A 19,746-nucleotide genomic window follows, 5' to 3' on the forward strand; every position below is an offset into this window, starting at 1 on the left:
CCTATCAGACAAGCCGGAAATGTCGATGCAGCACCCAAAATTATAAGAACACGGAGTGACAGGACCATGAACAGTTTGCGCAATATGTCTATCAGCCGGCGACTCTGGCTGATCCTGATCGTCGCCGTGCTGATGCTGCTAACCCTCGGCCTGCTTATGCTCAAGCAGATTCATGACGACCTGTACCAGGCCAAGAGTGAGCAGACCCAGCGCGTGGTGCAAACCGCCAGCGGGATCCTGACTTATTATCACAGCCTCGAAACCAGCGGCGTCCTGACCCGTGAAGCGGCGCAGAAGCAAGCCTTGAGCGCGGTACGTGGCTTGCGCTACGGAAAGGACGACTACTTCTGGATCAACGACCTCACGCCCGTGATGATCATGCACGCGGCCAACCCCAAGCTCGACGGCCAGAACCTGTCGGCCATCCGTGACCCGGACGGCTTTGCGGTGTTCAACGAGTTCGTGATCCTGGCCAAGGCCAAGGGCGCCGGGATGGTGAATTACCGCTGGCCCAAACCCGGCGCCGATGCGCCGGTGGCCAAGACCTCCTATATACAGCTGTTCGAACCCTGGGGCTGGATCATCGGTTCCGGCGTGTATGTCGATGACGTGCAAGGCGAGTTCCGCGGCCAGGTGTGGAAAGCCTCGGTGGTTGGCCTGGTGATCGCGCTGATCATGGCCCTGCTGGTGGTGCTGATCGCCCGCAGCATCGTGCGCCCGTTGCAGCAGGCAGTGAATGCGATGGCCAATATCGCCAGTGGCGAAAGCGACCTGACCCGCACCCTCGACACCCATGGCCAGGATGAAGTCACTCAATTGTCGCGGCACTTCAACAGCTTTACCGCCAAGCTGCGGCAGGTGGTGGGCCAGTTGCAGACCTGCGCCAACGCCTTGGGCCAGTCGTCCACCGAGCTGGGCAGCAACGCCAGCGATGCCCATGACCGCAGCCAGCAGCAATCGCAGCAGATGGAACTGGTGGCGACGGCGATCAATGAAGTCACCTATGGCGTACAGGACGTGGCCAAAAATGCCGAGCATGCCGCCAGCGAAATGCGCGATGCCCAGGTGCAGGCCGAACAGGGCCAGCTCAATATCGATGGCAGCCTGCAACGGATCGACCAGCTCTCCGGCACCATCAGCCAGGCCGTGGAGGTGATCCGGACGCTGTCGACTGAAAGCACGCAGATTGGCGGCGTGCTGGAAGTGATCCGCTCGATTGCCGACCAGACCAACTTGCTGGCCCTCAACGCCGCCATCGAAGCGGCCCGCGCCGGGGAGCAAGGCCGTGGTTTTGCGGTGGTGGCCGACGAAGTACGGCTGCTGGCCCAGCGCACGCAAAAATCCACGGCAGAGATCCAGGCGATGATCGAGCGCCTGCAAGGCCATTCGGAGGCAGCGGTCAAGGTCATCAGCGACAGCCACCAGGCCTCGCAACTGACCATCGAACAAGCAGGTCAGGCGGGCGCGAGCCTGACTGCCATCGGCCAGGCGCTGCGTAATCTCAACGGGCTGAACGCCTCGATTGCCAGTGCCACGTTGCAGCAGGCGCATGTGGTGGAAGACATCAACCAGAACGTCACCCAGGCAGCCGGCTTGTCCCACAGCACCGCGCTGGCGGCGCAGCAGTCCAGCGTCGCGAGTGCGCACTTGAAAGGCCTGAGCGAACAACTCGACAGCCTTCTGCGCCAATTCAAGGTCTGACGCCGATGATCGTTCCCACGCTCTGCGTGGGAACGCATTCTGTGACGCTCTGCGTCACCGTTGCGCAGAGCCGGGACGCGGAGCGTCCGGAACTGCATTCCCACGCAGAGCGTGGGAACGATCTATCGTCGCACCGCCGCTCCCACATTGGTTACAATCAGCGCCCTCTTCGACTCCCCCAAGGAACCGCCATGTCCGGGCTTGAACTGTTTGCCGCCGCCCTGGGGGTGATCGCTGTCTGGTTGACGGTTAAACAGAACCCGTGGTGCTGGCCCATCGGCCTGGTGATGGTGCTGCTGTACACCTGGATCTTCTTCGATGTGAAGCTCTACTCCGACATGCTCCTGCAAGTGATCTACGCCGCCCTGCAACTCTACGGCTGGTGGCAGTGGACCCGCGCCGGTGAGGTCAAGCAAGGCCGGCAAGTCACCAGCCTGGGCCTGCAACCGATCCTGCAAGGCCTGGCTGTGGGTGCTGTGGGCAGCCTGTTGCTGGGCGCAGCCATGGCCCACTGGACCGACGCCGCCCAACCCTGGCTGGACGCGGCCCTGACCGGCTTCAGCCTGGTGGCGCAGATGTGGATGGCGCAAAAACGCGTGCAGTGCTGGCCGTTGTGGATCACCGTGGATGTGATCTTCGTCGGGCTGTTCCTCTACAAAGGCCTGTACCTCACCGCCGCGCTCTACGCCTTGTTCACCGTGATCGCCGTGCAGGGCTGGCGTGAATGGCGCGCCGACCCGGCGTTGCACGCATGAAGGTGGTGGTACTGGCCGGCCCGGAATCCAGCGGTAAAAGCTGGCTGGCCGCCCAGTTGCAGGCACATTTTGGCGGGGTAATGGTGGGCGAATACGTGCGTTATTTCATCGACCACCACCAGCGCGATACCACCCTGGCGGATATCCCGGAGATCGCCCGGGGCCAGTTGGCCTGGGAAGATGCCGCCCGCGCCGCGCAGCCGGCGTTGCTGATCTTCGACACCAACCTGCTGACCAACAAGCTGTGGAGCCAGACCCTGTTTGGCGACTACCCGGCGTGGCTCGACAGCGAACTGCTCGCCCGCCACTACGACCTGCACCTGCTGCTGTCGCCGGAAGACGTGGAGTGGACCGCCGATGGCCAGCGCTGCCAGCCTGAGTTTGCCGATCGCCTGGCGTTTTTCCAGGCCAGTCGTGACTGGCTGGAGCAACATCATCTACCGCTACGGGTCATCCGTGGGGATTGGCAAGCACGCCAGGACCAGGCCTTTTCAGCTGTGGAACAACTGCTGGATTGACCGGCGGGGACGGTTTTCATGCACCGCTCGTTACGCATGGCCCACTTTCAACGCTCTGGCGCGCAGGGCTGAAGACCGGTTATCGGGTCAACGCAGTCCTCTACCCGGGGCACCGGTCAATCCTTAAAAGGAGATTGGCCTATGAACATGCGCATCGTTGCCCGCTTGATCAACTTGCCCGAAGACCGTGGCGTTCGTGTTGAAACCGCCGCCCATCACATCCTGCTGGTGCGTTCGGGTAGCGAGGTTCGTGCCTATCAGGCGGATTGCCCCCACGCCGGGGCGCCCCTGGAGCAAGGCGTGGTCTGTGACGGGAGGATCATTTGCCCGTGGCACAAGGCGGCCTTCCGGGTGGATGACGGCCAGGTCTGCGAGCCGCCCGCGCTGGTGCAGCTCAAGCAGTACCCGGTGGAGATTCACGACGGCGTGGTCAGTGTGGGCGACGAGGCACTGCCCTCGCCCGTTGCCCCGCACACCAACGATTCGCGCTGCTTTATCGTGATTGGTGCCGGTGCAGCCGGTTCGGCGGCCGTGGCCACGCTGCGCCGCAAGGGTTTCAGCGGCCGGTTGTTGTGGATCGACCAGGAACAGGACCCCGCCTACGACCGCACCGCCCTGAGCAAATTCGTCATCTGCGGCGAGATGCCGCCGCAGGAAACACCGCCCTTGCTGGACGAGGCCACCTGCCACGCGTCGCGGATCCACGGCGAAGTGCGCCACCTCGACCCTCAAGCCAGGCGCCTCGAGCTTGCGGACGGTCGCCATTTCGACTACGACGCCGCACTGCTGGCCACCGGCGGCGAAGCCAGGCCATTGGATGTTCCGGGCACCGTACTCAACAACGTGTTCGTGTTGCGCTCCCGGGACGATGCGGCGCGTATCGTCAAGGCGGCTCAACCGGGCACATGTGCAGTGATCATCGGCGACAGTTTTATCGGCCTGGAAGCCGCGTCCGCCTTACGCAAGCGCGGGTTGACGGTGCAGGTGGTGGGCCGTCACGAGATTCCGCTGGCGGCCCAACTGGGCAAGCGCATCGGTGCCTCACTGCGCCAATTGCATGAAGCCAACGGCGTGATATTCCACACCGCCAGCGAGCCTGCACGCCTGGAAGGCCACATGGACGTGACGACGGTGGTGCTGAAAAACGGCCACAGATTGGCCGCAGACCTGGTACTGATAGGCGTCGGCGTCACGCCTGCCACGGGGTTTGTCGAGGGGCTGGAAAAAGCCGAGGACCAGTCGCTGAAAGCCGATGCCGGTTTGTCTGTCGCGCCCGGACTATGGGCGGCGGGCGATATGGTGACCTTTCCATGGAACGGCCAACCCGTGCGCATCGAACACTGGCGTGTGGCGCAGCAACTCGGGGTGCTGGCGGCGCGCAATATGCTGGGCGCACAACAGGTGTTTGCCGATGTGCCGTTCTTCTGGACGTATCACTTCGGCAAGACCTTTGAACTGCTGGGCCACCCCCGCCACTGGAATCAGCTCCACGTGGAAGGCGACCTGCAGCGCCACGACTTCATCGCCCTGCTCTGCCAGGGCGACGAAGTGGAAGCGGTAGTTGCCTGTGAACATCAGCGGGCCATGGCGCTGCTCTCGCAACGCCTGAAGCACCCGCTGAAGAAGGCCGAGGTGCTGGAGCTGATCCGCGGGCTTTAGTAGCCCAGCGACAACCCGGTATTGCGCCGAGGGTCGTTGGCCCCATAGAAACGGTTATTGCCGACCGGCTTGCCGTCCAGGGACGGCGCGCCTACCAGGATCGCCGCCAGGTGGTTAGCGTCCTGCGGGCCGGCAAACTTGTGGCCCCAGCCTTCGAGGATTTTCTGGGTGTCGGGGCTCAGGGCAAAGCGTTCGATATTGGTCGCCTCAGGCAGCCATTGCTGGTGGAAACGCGGGGCGTCCACGGCTTCCTGGATGTTCATCTTGTAGTCGATCACGTTGAGGATGGTCAGCAACGTGGCCGTGATGATACGGCTGCCACCCGGCGTACCCACCACCATCACCGCCTTGCCATCCTTGGTGACGATGGTCGGGCTCATGGACGACAGCGGCGTCTTGCCCGGAGCAATGGCGTTGGCTTCGCCCTGCACCAGGCCGTACATGTTCGGCACGCCGATCTTGGAGGTGAAGTCGTCCATTTCGTCGTTGAGGATCACCCCGGTCTTGCTCGCCATCACGCCCGCGCCGAACCAGTCGTTGAGGGTGTAGGTCACCGAGACCGCGTTGCCCCACTTGTCGACGATGGAGTAGTGGGTGGTGTTATTGCCTTCGTGGGGCGAAACGCCCGGCTTGATGTCCTGGGAGATCCCGGCTTTCTGCGGGTCGATGGCAGCGCGCAGTTTGGCGGCGTAATCCTTGTCCAGCAGGTGCTCGACCGGGTTCTGCACGAAGTCCGGGTCGCCGAGGTAGCTGTTGCGGTCGACGTACGCGTGGCGCATGGCTTCGATCTGGTAGTGCAGGCCCTGGGCCGAGTGATAGCCGAGGTCGGCCATCGGGTAGCCTTCGAGGATGTTCATGATTTCGCAGATGACCACCCCGCCCGAGCTCGGTGGTGGCGCGGACACCACGTGGTAGCCACGGTAGTCACACTCGATGGGCGCCAGTTCGCGGGTCTTGTATTTGTCCAGGTCGGCCTGGGTGATGATGCCTTTGCCTGATTGGCTGGAATCGACAATCGCCTTGGCTACCCAGCCTTTGTAAAAGCCATCGGTGCCCTTGGCGGAGATTTCCCGCAGGGTTTTCGCCAGGTCTTTCTGCACCAGCTTCTGGCCCACCAGCATCGGCTCGCCGCCGTGCAGGAAGATGCCGCGCAGGTCTTTGTCTTTCTTGAATTCGTCAGTAGCGGTGTGCAGCAGGTCGACATCGCCCTGCTCCAGGGCAAAACCGTCTTCGGCCAGCTTGATCGCCGGGGCGATGACCTGGGCGCGCTTGAGGGTGCCGTATTTGCTCAGCGCCAGTTCCATGCCCGACACAGTGCCGGGAACGCCGACCGCCAGGTGGCCCTTGGAGCTGAGGTCCGGGACCACGTTGCCGTCCTTGTCCAGGTACATGTCGGCGGTCGCGGCCAGCGGGGCTTTTTCGCGGAAGTCGAGGAAGGTCTTGCGGCCGTCGGCCAGTTGCACGGTCATGAACCCACCGCCGCCGAGGTTGCCGGCTGCCGGGTACACCACGGCCAGGGCGTAGCCCACCGCCACCGCCGCATCCACGGCGTTGCCGCCGGCCTTGAGCACATCCACGCCCACATGGGTCGCCAGATGCTGGGCGGTGACCACCATGCCATTTTCGCCAGCCACCGGGGCCTGGGAGGCCGCCTGCACGCCGCTGACAGTCAGCACCAGCGCGGTGGCAATCAAAGTTCGGGTAAACGGTTGGTATTTCATCCCTGCATACTCTGTTTATTAGAAGAACTAGAAAGTAATACGTTTCCGATCCAAGCCCCAGCGTTATGCCGCGTTTGTGACAGAGCCTGTCGGTAACGGAATAATGCCCATGCTATATTCCGGGCCTTTACGCCGCGCAGCAGAGGCTTTTCGATGGTAATCAAGAAGACCGGTATCCGCGCCCAGCAAGCCGACCAGACCCGCGCGCGGATTCTCCAGGCGGCGGTCAAGGTCTTCACCCGCGACGGCTATTCCGGCGGGCGTGTGGAAAGCATTTCCCGCGAGGCCGACTCCAACGACCGCATGTTGTATTACTACTTCGGCAGCAAGGAGCACCTGTTTGTGTGTGTGCTGGAGCACACCTATGAACAGTTCAACAAGGCCGAAAGCAAGCTCAAGCTCGACCTGACTGCACCGGTGCAAGCGTTGCAGGCGCTGGTGGGGTTTATCTGGAATTACTACGTCAAGCATCCCGAGTTTGTGGCGATCCTGAGCATCGAGAACCTGCACCAGGGCAAGCATGCGAAGCAGTCGGGTGAACTGCGGCGGTTGTCCGGGGAGGCAGTTGGGGTGTTGCGGCCGATCATTGAAGCGGGCCAGGCCCAGGGGCTGTTTCGTGAAGATGTGGACATCAAGCATGTGTACTTGATGATTGCTTCGTTGTGCTACTTCTATAACTCCAACCAGCACACGCTGAGTTCGTTTTTGGGGGAGGATTTGGCGGATAAGACCCAGCAGCGGGATTGGCTGGGGTTTATCAGTGATCTGGTGTTGCGCGGGGTATGCGTGACACCGCCCATCCAACGGTAGAACCTGGATCTAAATGTGGGAGCGGGCTTGCTCGCGAATGCGGTGTATCAGTCAATATATTTGGCGACTGACGAACCGCTTTCGCGAGCAAGCCCGCTCCCACATTTTTTGACCGTGTGAATCAATGGGTACCGGGATTGGCTCGCAGGTGTGCCACGGTTTGCTCCAGGCCTTCCCACTGCGGTGCATGGGGTGCGAAGCGCCCGCGCAGGTAGGCGGCCAACTCCGCCACTTGGGTGTTCGACAAACTGTCCTTGAACGCCGGCATGTAACCCAGATCCTTGGTCGCCGGAGTGCTGATCCCTTGCAAAATCACCTTGATCAGGTTGTCCGGTTGATCGCTGTGCACATTGGTATTGGTCGCCAGTGATGGGCTGACGCCGAACAGCTTCGGGCCCTGCCCGTCGGCATGGCAGGCCTTGCATGAACCTTCGAATACCCGTCGCCCATTGGCATTGGGCACCGTCGCAGCTGCCACCACCTGCGCTTCGGCGGCGCCGCTGTCGTTCAGCGAAGCCAGGTATACCGCCATCGCGCGGATGTCGGTCTTGGGCAGTTTCGCCAGTTCAGTCACGACCGGTCCCATCGGCCCCGTTGCCACGCCATGGGCATCGGAATAACCAGTGCTCAGGTAGCTGAACAATTGGTCTTCGGTCCACGGCGTCGGCGCCTTGGACAAGCCATTCAAGGCCGGCGCTTCCCAACCGTCCACCCTGCCGCCCGCGAGGAACGCATTGCCGCCCTTCTCCGCCCCCATCAGGTTGCGCGGCGAATGGCACGCCGCGCAGTGCCCCAAACCGTTGATTAGGTAAGCGCCACGATTCCATTGCTCGCTGCGCTGTGGCTGCACGCTGATTTCCCCACGGCGCAGGAACAGCGCATTCCAGCCGGCCATCAACGGCCGGATATTGAACGGAAACTTCATCGCGTTCGGCACCGGTGCCTGGCTCACCGGCGCCTGGGACATCAGGTAGGCATACAGCGCCTGCATGTCGGCATCGTTGATATTGCGAAACGCCGTATAGGGAAACGCCGGGTACAGGTTGCGCCCGTCGCGGCCAATGCCGTCGCGCATCGCCCGCTCGAACGCCGGGTAGGACCAGTTGCCAATCCCGGTTTTCTCATCCGGGGTGATGTTGCTGCTGTAAAGGGTGCCGAACGGCGTATGCATCGCCAGCCCGCCGGCATTGGTGGCACCACCCGGTGCCGTGTGGCACACCGCGCAATCCCCCACGGCGGCCAGCAAGCGCCCACGCTCCAGGGTGGCCTTGGACCAGGTTCCGGCGCTGGGCGGTGTGATCGGGGCAATTTCACTGTGAAACGGCCACGCGGTAGCAGCCATGCCCAGCACCGCGCCAAAGGCGGCGAACAATGAGCCGAACAACCATTTGCGGCGCTTTTCCGGGGACTTCGCCGGCTCGCCCAGGGTGCCTGCATTCAGCGCCGCCAATACCCGCTCGGGGGTAATCGGCAGCTCGCGAAAACGGATGCCGGTGGCGTCATAGATCGCATTGGCAATCGCCGCCGCGCTGGGCACCGAGGCCGACTCACCGGCGCCCATCGGGGGCTGGTCCTGGCGCGGCATCATCAGTACGTCGATCTGCGGCACTTCCGGGAAGGTCAGGATCGGATAACCGCCCCACTCCTTGCTCGCCACGGTCGACTCTTCAAAGGTCACGCGTTCCTTGAGCACACGGCTGGTGGACTGGATCACATTGCCGTGGATCTGATGCTGCACCCCTGCGGGGTTGATCATCATCCCCGAGTCATGCCCGATCACCACCCGCGTCACCGAGACATCGCCGGTCTGCTTGTCGATGGCCACGTCCGCGACCCAGGCCGCCCACGCCGCGCCGAAGCCGGGGAACTTGCTGTGGATGTAACGCGCGTAGGCAAAGCCCCGACCACGCAGCAGGTGGTCCTCATTCGCGGTTTGCATCGGCGCGGTACGCGGTGCCCAGTTGGCGCGTTCGGCGGTGGATTTCACCAGGTCGATGGCGCGCTCGTCCTTCAGGTAACGCAGGCGGTACTCCACCGGGTCGACCCCGGCGGCAAACGCCAGTTCGTCGATATAGGATTCATGGGCGAAGGTGTTGGGCAACGCCGACACACCGCGCATCCACGAGGCGCGAACGATCGGCGCCATGTCGTTGATGGTGACGCGCATGTTCGCGATGTCGTAGGGCGGGATCGAGGTGCGGTCGCCCATCTCGAACATCGCCGCCACCGGCTCGACCCGGCCGGTCAACAGCAGCGCCAGGGTGGGCGCGCCGTTGGACGGGTAGCTGGTTTCAAAGTCATAGGCGGCGATGCTGCCGTCGGCGTTCAGGCCGCCGTCGACATCCATCAATTGCGCGGTGCCCTTGGGCTCCCACAGGTGCTCCTGTTCGCGGGTCAGTTGCACCCGCACCGGCTTGCCCACCGCACGCGACAGCAGCAAGGCGTCGGCGCATACATCATCGGCGCAGTTGCGGCCGTAGCAGCCGGCGGCCTCCATGCGAATCACGTCGATGGACGCTTCCGGGCATTCCAGCAACCAGGCCAGGTCGGCCCGCAGCAGGTGCGGGTTCTGGCTGCCCGACCAGACGCGGCTGCCACCGGGCTGATAATCCGCCACGCCACAGGACGGGCCGATGGAGCCGTGCATCTGGTATGGCCACAGGTAGGTGCGCGGCATGCGCTGGCTGGCGGCGGCCAGGGCTGCGTCGACGTTGCCCTGGTCGAGCACGGTGCGGCGTACCCGCGGGTTGTCGCGGATTGCCTGCTCCACATCGCTCATGTCCGGCAGTGGGTGGTTCCAGGGTTTCCAGTGCACCTGCAGTTCGTGGGCGGCCTTGATTGCCTGCTCTTCGCGCAAGGCCACCACGCCGACAAAATCACGGATCACCACCACCGCAACAATGCCCGGGATATGGGCGATGGAAGACTCGTCGACCTTCAGCAGGCTGTTGCCGACAAAGTCACCGCAATCCAGGCCCGCATACGGTGGGCGGATCACCCGACCGTGGAGCATGTCCGGCACGCGCATGTCGTGCACGTACGTCAGTTCGCCGGTGGCCTTGCCCGGGATATCCACCCGGGCTGCGCCCTTGCCCACCAGGCGGTAATCAGCGGTGGCCTTGAGCGGTGCATCGCCGCTGATGCGCAGTTGGTCATGCTCGCCCGTCACCAGTTCACCATAAGTGATGGTGCGCCCGTCTTCGCCGCGGATAACGCCTGCGTCGACCTTGAGACTTTGAGCATTTACGGACCAGCGTTGCGCCGCCCGCGCCAGCAGGAAACGCCGGGCTTCGGCGGCGGCATTGCGCAGCGGAATCGCGGAGATCTGCAAGGTTGCGCTGGCAATGGTCGCGCCCTGGTTCGGCGCACGCTCGGTGTCGCCCAGCACCATGCGCACCTGGTCCATGGTCAGGTCCAGTTCTTCAGCGACGATCTGCGCCAGGGAGGTGCGAATGCCGGTGCCCAGGTCCACGTGCCCGTTGAAGGCGTACACCAGCCCGTCATCGTTCACTGCGATAAACAGCCCCAGCTCCTTGGGCTTGACGGTCGGTGTGCCGCCTTTGGCCACCGGCCCCGAAGGTGGCAGCACATCGTCGACGATCAGCAGGACGCCGGCCTTGGCCAGCCATTGGTCGCGGGAAGGGATTGCGTCAGTCATGGTCATCGATCCACGTTCAAGGCGTTTGGCGGGCGGCACGCAGCACCGCGCGGAGGATTTCGATATGGGTGCCACAGCGGCAGAGGTTGCCAGACAGTTCGCTGCGCACCTCGGCTTCGCTGGGGTTGGGATTGCGGTCGAGCAAGGCCTTGGCGGTCATGATCATGCCGTTGAGGCAGTAGCCGCACTGGGCGGCCTGTTCATCGATGAAGGCCTGCTGCACCGGGTGCGGGGTCTGGCGGGTGCCGAGGCCTTCGAGGGTGACGATGTTGCGTCCCACGGCACCCGACAGGGGGAAGACGCAGGAGCGTGCAGCCACGCCGTCGATGATCACCGTGCAGGCGCCGCACTCCCCCAGGCCGCAGCCGTATTTGGGGCCGTTGAGTTGCAGATCATTGCGCAGGATCAACAACAGCGGGGTGTCGGCCATTGCGCTGACTTCGCTGGTGTGGCCGTTGACCTCAAGCGTTACCGTGATGTTCTGGCTGGTCATTCGCTTCGCCCGTTGGATTTGGTGAAGTGTCCACTACATCAAACAGTCAAAAAAAAGCGTCGCGTACCTGGGGTCTCGCGACACACTTGACGGGTGAAGTGGTTACTACATCAACGTAGAGCAAAAACGGTGCCAGAAGATGGATGAATAGCTGTGGCGAGGGAGCTTGCTCCCGCTGGGTTGCGAAGCGACCCCAAAAGATGGGCCTGCTGCGCAGTCCAGCGGGAGCAAGCTTCCTCACCACAGGGGATCGGGGTCAGGTTTGGGGGTCTTCGATCATTTTGCGTAGCAGGAAGAGTACGGCGACGCGTTCGGCAGGGTTGAGGTTGCTCAGGGTCAGTTCGGTGATGGTGGCGGCGCAGGGCACGGTTTGCTGCACCAGGGCGGCGCCGGAGTCGGATAGGTTGACCACGACTTTGCGTTTGTCCTGCGGGTCGGGTTCGAGGGTGATCAGTTCGCGGGCCTTGAGGCGTTCGACGATGCCACGGATGGTCGCCTGGTCGACGGCGGTGGCCTTGACCAGTTCGGTGAGCGAACTTGCACCGTGATCGCGCAGGGCGCACAGGGTGACGAACTGCACGGCGGTGAGCTGGGAGTCGCCGACGTTCTGCTGGAAGATCGCCAGGTGACGCTGGTAGGCCTTGCGCAGCAGGTGGCCGACTTGTTCGGAGAAAACGTAGGAATCAGGCACGGCGGGCTCGGGAAGGCGGTGGTCGATGGGGTGGCATGATGGCGGGGTTGTGGAAATGACTCAAGGATCTCATTGCCGGAACGCGGTTGAAATGTGGGAGCGGGCTTGCTCGCGAATGCGGTGTGTCAGGTGGCGCATGTGTGACTGACGTACCGCATTCGCGAGCAAGCCCGCTCCCACATTGGATGTTTAGTGGGCCAGGGAGGCCTTGGGGGCTACGACGTCGCCGGCGATGACTACGGCCTCATCATCGAGGTAGACGTCGCAATTGCGCAGCGGGATGTCCATGTGGCACGGGGTCTTGCGGGTGCCGCCGACTTCGGTGTTCGGGCCGGTGGAGAACAGGAAGTTGCCGTAGAACGCGCGGGCGTCCATGCACATGCCGTCGTTCTTGTCGTGCAGGCCCATGGCCGTCCATTGCGCCCGTGGCTGCAGGCCCCAGCCGATGTGGGAGATGCCATATACCTCGGGGTCGTTGAAGTATTTCATGTAGTCGCGCAGGTATTCGGCCTCGAAACCACCGTGGATTCTGGTGATGAAGCCCTTCTCGATCTCCAGGGTGATTTTCTCCCGGGTGTAGGTCTTGAACGGCAGCAGGATGTCGCCGATATCCAGCACCAGCACGCCCTCTGCAGTTTCCTCATTGGGCCAGGAGAACAGGAAGCCGCTCGGCCAGTGGTCCCAGCGTCCCGGTTCGTCGGCAAAGCCGTATTCGGTGACGGACGGGTATTGCCCCAGCGCCGCCCGGAAATCACTGCCGGCGCGGGATTTGACGTGGATCGAGCGGGCTTTTTTCAGCAGTTCTTCAGCGGCCAGCACGCGCACTTTGTCCTCTTCGGTCGGCAGCATGCGCGCCAGCACTTCCGGGGGTTCAACCGCCAGCAGGATGCGCGTGCCGGTCTTGAGGATCTGTTCCTGCTCCGGCGAGTGCAACAGCATCATGGTGTCGACGATCAGGTCTGCCGCTTCCAGCGCCCGCTGCGCCGCGATATTGCCGGTCAGGGCAGTGTCGCCACAGTAGGCGGTCATGTCATTGCCCATCGCCCGGGGATGGTTGAACGACGGCAACTCCACCGCATACACCTTGGCCCCCAGGCGCTGCGCCGCGTCCATCGCGGCGCGCACGGTGCGCGGGTCGGAGTAATGGCTCTTGAGCACGGCGACGCTCTGGGTCGGGTCGACCTTCGAGAGCTTCAACACATGCTCAAACATCTGGGTCAGTTCGCAATCACTTACCGGCATTTCCTGTCTCCTCAGCTGCTGCACCAAGATCTTGCAGGGCGCTTCACTCTAGTGCGTTTTTATAGCGTATACGCCAATTAATCACGATAAGAACTGATTTCATCATGGACTGCAAGCACCACGCCAAAACGTTACGAATCCACACAAGCCCAGTTATATATGGAGATAACCGGTTACAGGGGATCGATATGGCCAAAAAAACAATTTTTCAGGCGTGGGCTTTTCATTTGAAAAAATGAGCGTATACACTTTAAAAACCTTGCGGACAGACGCCGCCGGCCATTATTCGAAAAAGAGGACCACGCCCCATGGGAAGCACACAAAAAATCGCAATCGTCGGCGCCGGCCTTGGCGGTGCCGCCGCTGCCACCCTGCTGCAACAGGCAGGGTTCGACGTGGACATCTACGAGCAGGCGCCGGAGTTTTCCCGCCTGGGTGCCGGGATCCACATGGGCCCCAACATCATGAAAATCTTCCGCCGCATGGGCATCGAAAAACAGCTGGACCTGATGGGTTCGCACCCCGAGCACTGGTTCAGCCGCGATGGTGAAACCGGCGACTACCTGTCACGCATTCCCCTGACTGGCTACGGCGCGTCCTACATCACCGTGCACCGCGGCGATCTGCACGCGCTGCAGATGTCCACCCTCAAGCCCGGCACCCTGCACTTCAACAAGCGCCTGGAAACCCTTGAAGAAACCGATACCCAGGTGCGCCTGACTTTCGCCGACGGCGAGGTAACCTACGCCGACATCGTGATCGGTGCCGACGGCATCAACTCGCGCATTCGTGAAGAGCTGCTGGGTGCCGAAAAACCGCTGTACAGCGGCTGGGTCGCGCACCGTGCGCTGATCCGTGGCGACCAGTTGGCCAAGTACGACCTGAAGTTCGAAGACTGCATCAAGTGGTGGACCGAGGACCGGCACATGATGGTCTACTACACCACCGGCAAGCGCGACGAGTACTACTACGTCACCGGCGTGCCGCACCCGGAATGGGACTTCCAGGGCGCCTTCGTCGACAGCAGCCGGGAGGAGATGTTCGACGCCTTCAAGGGCTACCACCCGACCGTCCAGGCCCTGATCGAATCCACCGAAAGCGTGACCAAATGGCCGTTGCGCAACCGCAACCCGCTGCCGTTGTGGAGCCGTGGTCGCCTGGTATTGCTGGGCGATGCCTGCCACCCGATGAAACCCCATATGGCTCAGGGCGCCGGCATGGCCATCGAAGACGCCGCGATGCTGACGCGCTGCCTGCAGGAAACAGGGATCGGCGACTACCGCACCGCGTTCGAGCTGTATGAAGCCAACCGCAAGGAACGCGCGTCCCGGGTGCAGGCCGTGTCCAACGCCAACACCTGGCTGCGCACCCAGGAAGATCCGGACTGGGTCTACGGCTATGACCTCTACGCCCAGCAACTGAAATCGGGGGTGGCGGCGTGAGCAGCTTTCTCTACGGCGGCAATGTCCAGGCCAACGGTATCCGCCAGCATTACCTGCGTTACGGCGGCAAGGGCCCGGCACTGATCCTGATTCCCGGCATCACCAGCCCGGCGATTACCTGGGGTTTTGTCGCCGAACGCCTGGGTTTGCACTTCGACACCTACGTGCTGGACGTGCGCGGTCGCGGCCTGTCGTCCACCGGCCCGGAGCTGGACTACAGCGCCGACACCTGCGCCGATGACATTGGCGCGTTTGCCGACGCCCTGAAGCTCGACAGCTATCACCTGGTCGGCCATTCCATGGGCGCGCGGTTTGCCGTACGCAGTGCGGTGCGCCATCCACAAGGTGTCAACCGCGTGGTGTTGATCGACCCGCCGATGTCCGGACCGGGTCGCCGCGAATACCCAAGCAAACTGCCGTGGTACGTCGATTCGATTCGTCAATCCCAGGTCGGCATGGATGCGGAGGCGATGCGCGCCTTCTGCGCCACCTGGACCGAGGAACAACTGCAACTGCGCGCCGAATGGCTGCACACCTGCTACGAGCCGGCGATCGTGCGTGCGTTCAATGACTTCCATACCGTCGATTTCCATCAGGACCTGCCGCACCTGGAGGCTCCTGCCCTGCTGATTGTTGCCGGACGCGGCGGTGTAATTCAGGCCGAAGATGTCGCGGAAGTCCGACAGTTACAGCCGACCCTACAGGTCGCCCATGTGCCAAATGCAGGACACATGATCCCCTGGGACGACCTTGAAGGCTTTTTCGCTGCCTTCGGCGACTTCCTCGGCCAGCCCCTGACTGCATAACGGAGACCATCATGCTCAAGCCTTATCGCATCGGCCAGATTGTGCCGAGCTCCAACACCACCATGGAAACCGAGATCCCGGCGATGCTTAACGCGCGCCAGGCGATCCGCCCGGAACGTTTCACCTTTCACTCCAGCCGCATGCGCATGAAGCAAGTGCGCAAGGAAGAACTGGCGGCCATGGACGGTGAGTCCGACCGTTGCGCCATCGAGCTGTCCGACGCCAAGGTCGACGTGCTGGGCTACGCCTGCCTGGTAGCGATCATGGCCATGGGGCTGGGTTACCACCGCAAGTCCGAGCAACGCCTGCGCAAGGCCACCGCCGACAACGACGCCAACGCCCCGGTGATCACCAGCGCCGGCGCCCTGATCGAAGGCTTGAAAGTCATGGGCGCCAAACGCATCGCCATTGTTGCGCCGTACATGAAACCGCTGACCGAACTGGTGGTGAACTACATCCGCGAAGAAGGCTTTGAAGTGGTGGACTGGCGCGCCCTGGAAATCCCCGACAACCTCGAAGTGGCCCGCCACGACCCGGCCAACCTGCCGGCGATTGTTGCCGGGATGAACCTGGAAGGTGTCGACGTAATCGTACTGTCGGCCTGCGTACAAATGCAGTCGCTGCCCGTGGTCGCGAAGGTCGAAGCCCAGACCGGCCTGCCGGTACTCACCGCCGCCATCGCCACCACCTACGCCATGCTCAAGGCCCTGGACCTGGAACCCATCGTCCCCGGCGCCGGCGCCCTCCTGTCGGGAGCCTACTAAAAACGCTTTTGTGGCGAGGGAGCTTGCTCCCGCTGGGGTGCGAAGCGCCCCCAAAAAAACAGGCCTGCTACGCAGCCCAACGGGAGCAAGCTCCCTCGCCACAAGGTTATGTGCACTGTCCATTACCGAGGACTGAAAGATGAGCGAACAATCCGCCGACGCCAACTACCAGGGCGTCTGGGGTAACCGAATCGGCTTCGGCAAAAAATCCGCCCTGCTGATGATCGACTTCATGCAAGGCTATACCACCGAAGGCGCGCCACTGTTTGCCCCCGAAGTGCGCATCGCCGTGGCCGAAAGCGTCGAGCTGCTGGCCTGCGCCAGGCGTCACGGAATCAGCGTGGTGCACACCAATATCCGCTACCATCCGGGCCATTTCGCCGACGGCGGTATCTGGGTAAAAAAGGCCCCGGTGATGAAAGACATGGTCGAGGGCAACCCCCTCGCCGCCTTCTGCACCGAAGTGCTGCCCCTGGCCAATGAAGTGGTCATCACCAAACAATACGCCAGCGCGTTTTTCGGCAGCAGCCTGGCCCCGATGCTGCACGCCCAGGGCATCGACACCGTGGTGCTCGCCGGCTGTTCCACCAGCGGCTGCATCCGGGCCACCGCAGTGGATGCGGTGCAACACGGGTTTCGTACCATCGTCGTGCGCGAATGCGTCGGCGACCGCCACCCGGCGCCCCATGAAGCCAACTTGTTTGATATCGACAGCAAGTACGGCGACGTGGTGAGCAAGCAGGAGGCGATGAGCAAGTTCAAGGAGCAATAACGCGTCAACAGGAACCACGACAAAGAGCGTGGTCCGGAAAAAACTGAGCGCCCACGCTGGAATGCAGTCGAATGTGGGAGCAAGCCCGCTCCCACACTTGATCACCTCCAACAGGGCACCTCAGTCTTCTGTCACTGCCTTTGGAAGTCGCTTTCACAGCACTCCGAAGTGCTGAAAAAGCGGCCGTATAAAAACCATAAGTCACCGCCAGGAGACACCCCAATGCCCATTGCGAATGCAGCGCCCGCGACTACGGTCGCCGATCCGGTCCACACGCTCTACCACAAGATCACCTGGAAGCTGATTCCGTTCCTGTGTTTCTGCTACCTCGCGGCCTACCTGGACCGCATCAACATCGGCTTCGCCAAACTGCAGATGCTCGACCAGCTGCACTTCAGCGAAACCGCGTTCGGCCTCGGTGCCGGGCTGTTTTTTGTCGGCTATATCATCTTCGAAGTCCCCAGCAACCTGATCCTGGAAAAGGTCGGGGCGAAGATCTGGATCGCCCGCATCATGATCACCTGGGGCCTGCTGTCGGCCTGCACCATGCTGGTCACCTCCACCACCCAGTTCTACATCCTGCGGTTCCTGCTGGGTGCGGCCGAAGCCGGGTTTCTGCCGGGCGTGCTGTATTACCTGACCACCTGGTTTCCCACCCATCGCCGGGGGCGGATCATCGCCCTGTTCATGATCGGCCTGCCGCTGTCCAGCGTGATCGGCGGCCCTTTGTCGGGCTGGATCATGGGCCACTTCGACAACATGGCCGGCCTGCGCGGCTGGCAGTGGCTGTTCCTGATCGAAGCGGTGCCCAGCGTGCTGCTCGGTGTGTGGACCTTCTGGGCGCTGCCCAATACCTATCAGCAAGCCAAGTGGCTGTCGCCGGAAGAAAAAACCCTGCTGGAAAGCGAGCTGCGCAAGGATGACGCCGACGGTGCCGGCAGCAAACACAGCTTCCGCGACGGCTTCTTCAACCTCAAGGTGTGGATGCTCGGCGGTATCGACTTCTCGATCCTGCTCAGTGCCTATGCCATGGGGTTCTGGATGCCCACATTCATCCGCAACGCCGGGATTACCGACACCTTCCACATCGGCATCCTCACGGCCCTGCCCAGCGTAGCGGCACTCTTGGGCATGCTGCTGATCGGCGCCAGCTCCGACAAACACCGCGAACGCCGCTGGCACATCATCGTGCCGTTCTTCATCGGCGCGGCGGCGATGGCTACCAGTACGTTCTTCACCCATAACGTGGTCGCCACCGTGGCGCTGTTTGCGATTGCCTCGGCGGCGATCATCGGTGCGGTGCCGGTGTTTTTCAGCCTGCCGGCGACCTTCCTGAAAGGCACCGCAGCGGCCACCGGCTTTGCCCTGGCCTGCTCGCTGGCGAACATCGCGGGCCTGGTGAGCAACTCGCTGATGGGCGTGGCGATTGACGTCACCGGCAGCAGCGCGGGGGCCTTGTGGTTTTTTGCCGGCTGCCTGATTCTCAGCAGCTTCCTGGTGATCGCCTTGCCGGCGAAGCTGGTAAACCGCTAACAACAACAATTTTTCGGGTGAGTCTCCATGCAAGGTTTCATCAAGCGCTGTGCCCTGCTTGTCGCCGTGGGCCTGTGTGCCGGTACGGCGCAGGCCGCAGAAAAGGTCATCTTCGACACCGACTTCAACGTGCTCAACGATGACGGCCAGGCCTTTATCATGCTCGCCCAGCTGCACGGGCAAAAACGCATCGACCTGCTGGGCATGACCCTGGTCAGCGGCAACGCCTGGGTCGACCAGGAACAGGTCGACGCCCTCAAGGCGGTGGAACGCATGGGTGTGGAGAAGGAAGTCGGCGTGTATTCCGGCGCCGCCTACCCGCTGCTGCATGACTACGCCACCTATGAGGCGGAAAAAGCCCTGTTCGGTTCCGGCTGGCCGGGTGCGTTCAAGAACCCGCGGCCAACCAGTGCCTCACAACTGGTCGCGCCACCGGACGGCCTGGCGACCCACACCAGGCTGCGCAAGGAAACCGCCGCCCAGTTCATCGTCGACAGCGTACGGGACAACCCCCACGAGGTAACGATCCTGGCGGTCGGCCCACTGACCAACATTGCCCTGGCGATTCGCTCGGCACCGGACATCGTGCCGCTGATCAAGCGCATCGTGTACATGGGCGGCGCGCTGGAGATTCCGGGCAACACCACGCCGGCGGCGGAGTTCAACTGGTGGTTCGACCCGGAGGCGGCGAAGATCGTGTTGCGCTCGCCCATCGAACACGTGATTTTTCCCAACGATGTCTGTGAGAAAGTCACCTTCGACAAGTCGGTGTATGAGCGGGTGATCGCACACAAAGGCCCGATTGCCGACCTGTACAAGCACGAGTTCGGGCCACTGTTCGCCAAGGACCCGGCTTACCACAGCTTCACCTGGGACAGCCTGCCGGCACTGTTTCTCGTGAACCCCGGGATCGTCACCGAATCCCGCGAGCTGTGGGTGGACGTGGATGCCACCTTCGGCGCCGACTACGGCCGGGCACTGGGCTACAAGAAAGGCGCGCCGGTCGGCACGCAAAAGGCCAAGGTGGTCTTCGCGGTGGACCAGAAGCAGTTCTGGGACGGTTATGTAGGGTTGGTGACGCTGCCGACGCCGGTCAACATCTTCCGCTGAGTGCGCCGGAACTTGAGGGGCTGTGGTTTAATTGCGCGCCTTTGCCCAGCCCTTCAAGGAATCCGTTGTCG

The 19,746-nt window shown here is 62.6% G+C and carries 16 protein-coding genes; 11 read left to right on the forward strand and 5 right to left on the reverse strand.

From position 1 onward, the window contains the following. Positions 1–66 precede the first annotated feature (66 nt). The 4 genes from HX824_RS28645 to HX824_RS28660 all read left to right on the forward strand — a co-directional run bounded on the left by HX824_RS28645 (position 67) and on the right by HX824_RS28660 (position 4,633). On the forward strand, positions 67–1,701 hold the full coding sequence (locus HX824_RS28645) for a methyl-accepting chemotaxis protein (RefSeq protein ID WP_102369157.1): 1,635 nt from the start codon (positions 67–69) through the stop codon (positions 1,699–1,701). A gap of 191 nt (positions 1,702–1,892) precedes the next feature. Then, entirely contained in the window at positions 1,893–2,456 is a 564-nt protein-coding gene (gene pnuC / locus HX824_RS28650) for a nicotinamide riboside transporter PnuC (RefSeq protein ID WP_003215352.1), read from the forward strand. Next, a complete protein-coding gene (locus HX824_RS28655; protein ID WP_177055793.1) occupies positions 2,453–2,974 on the forward strand; it encodes an AAA family ATPase in 522 nt (173 codons plus the stop codon). Before pnuC ends, HX824_RS28655 begins: the two co-directional genes overlap by 4 nt. A gap of 141 nt (positions 2,975–3,115) precedes the next feature. Further along, on the forward strand, positions 3,116–4,633 hold the full coding sequence (locus HX824_RS28660) for an FAD-dependent oxidoreductase (RefSeq protein ID WP_177055729.1): 1,518 nt from the start codon (positions 3,116–3,118) through the stop codon (positions 4,631–4,633). Here the strand turns inward: HX824_RS28660 and ggt are convergent. After that, positions 4,630–6,354, reverse strand: coding sequence for a gamma-glutamyltransferase (ggt, locus tag HX824_RS28665; RefSeq protein WP_003215346.1), 1,725 nt, complete (start codon positions 6,352–6,354; stop codon positions 4,630–4,632). The genes HX824_RS28660 and ggt overlap by 4 nt on opposite strands. Before the next feature lie 153 nt (positions 6,355–6,507). Here ggt and HX824_RS28670 point away from each other — a divergent pair, with 153 nt between their 5' ends. Beyond that, positions 6,508–7,164, forward strand: a complete 657-nt coding sequence (locus HX824_RS28670; protein WP_003215344.1) for a TetR/AcrR family transcriptional regulator — start codon at positions 6,508–6,510, stop codon at positions 7,162–7,164. A gap of 121 nt (positions 7,165–7,285) precedes the next feature. On the opposite strand, the gene HX824_RS28675 is transcribed toward HX824_RS28670, so the two are convergent. The 4 genes from HX824_RS28675 to HX824_RS28690 all read right to left on the reverse strand — a co-directional run bounded on the left by HX824_RS28675 (position 7,286) and on the right by HX824_RS28690 (position 13,248). Next, positions 7,286–10,822, reverse strand: coding sequence for a molybdopterin cofactor-binding domain-containing protein (locus tag HX824_RS28675; protein WP_177055730.1), 3,537 nt, complete (start codon positions 10,820–10,822; stop codon positions 7,286–7,288). A gap of 16 nt (positions 10,823–10,838) precedes the next feature. Next, positions 10,839–11,315 carry a (2Fe-2S)-binding protein gene (locus tag HX824_RS28680; RefSeq protein ID WP_008436149.1) on the reverse strand — a complete coding sequence of 159 codons (477 nt, stop codon included), beginning with the start codon at positions 11,313–11,315 and terminating at the stop codon, positions 10,839–10,841. Positions 11,316–11,571: 256 nt separating this feature from the next. Then, the gene (locus tag HX824_RS28685; protein ID WP_003215338.1) at positions 11,572–12,006 is read right to left on the reverse strand and encodes a MarR family winged helix-turn-helix transcriptional regulator; all 435 of its coding nucleotides are present in this window, start codon (positions 12,004–12,006) and stop codon (positions 11,572–11,574) included. Between the two features lie 189 nt (positions 12,007–12,195). Further along, positions 12,196–13,248, reverse strand: coding sequence for a 2,5-dihydroxypyridine 5,6-dioxygenase (locus HX824_RS28690; protein ID WP_003215335.1), 1,053 nt, complete (start codon positions 13,246–13,248; stop codon positions 12,196–12,198). A gap of 308 nt (positions 13,249–13,556) precedes the next feature. Here HX824_RS28690 and HX824_RS28695 point away from each other — a divergent pair, with 308 nt between their 5' ends. The 6 genes from HX824_RS28695 (at position 13,557) to HX824_RS28720 (ending at position 19,675) form a co-directional block, all read left to right on the forward strand. Continuing rightward, positions 13,557–14,690 (forward strand): FAD-dependent monooxygenase, encoded by a 1,134-nt coding sequence (locus HX824_RS28695; RefSeq protein ID WP_003215332.1) that lies wholly within the window; start codon positions 13,557–13,559, stop codon positions 14,688–14,690. Continuing rightward, positions 14,687–15,496: an alpha/beta fold hydrolase gene (locus HX824_RS28700; RefSeq protein ID WP_008436143.1), complete on the forward strand. Its 810-nt coding sequence runs from the start codon at positions 14,687–14,689 to the stop codon at positions 15,494–15,496. Before HX824_RS28695 ends, HX824_RS28700 begins: the two co-directional genes overlap by 4 nt. An 11-nt stretch (positions 15,497–15,507) precedes the next feature. After that, positions 15,508–16,260 (forward strand): hypothetical protein, encoded by a 753-nt coding sequence (locus HX824_RS28705; protein ID WP_003215329.1) that lies wholly within the window; start codon positions 15,508–15,510, stop codon positions 16,258–16,260. Positions 16,261–16,399: 139 nt separating this feature from the next. Continuing rightward, positions 16,400–17,032, forward strand: coding sequence for an N-carbamoylsarcosine amidohydrolase (locus tag HX824_RS28710; protein ID WP_003215327.1), 633 nt, complete (start codon positions 16,400–16,402; stop codon positions 17,030–17,032). Between the two features lie 222 nt (positions 17,033–17,254). Further along, a complete protein-coding gene (locus HX824_RS28715; RefSeq protein WP_010169608.1) occupies positions 17,255–18,565 on the forward strand; it encodes an MFS transporter in 1,311 nt (436 codons plus the stop codon). 27 nt (positions 18,566–18,592) lie between these two features. Then, positions 18,593–19,675, forward strand: coding sequence for a nucleoside hydrolase (locus tag HX824_RS28720; protein ID WP_177055731.1), 1,083 nt, complete (start codon positions 18,593–18,595; stop codon positions 19,673–19,675). Positions 19,676–19,746: the final 71 nt, after the last annotated feature.

Source organism: Pseudomonas sp. D4002 (assembly GCF_013385665.1).
Classification (GTDB): Bacteria; Pseudomonadota; Gammaproteobacteria; order Pseudomonadales; family Pseudomonadaceae; genus Aquipseudomonas.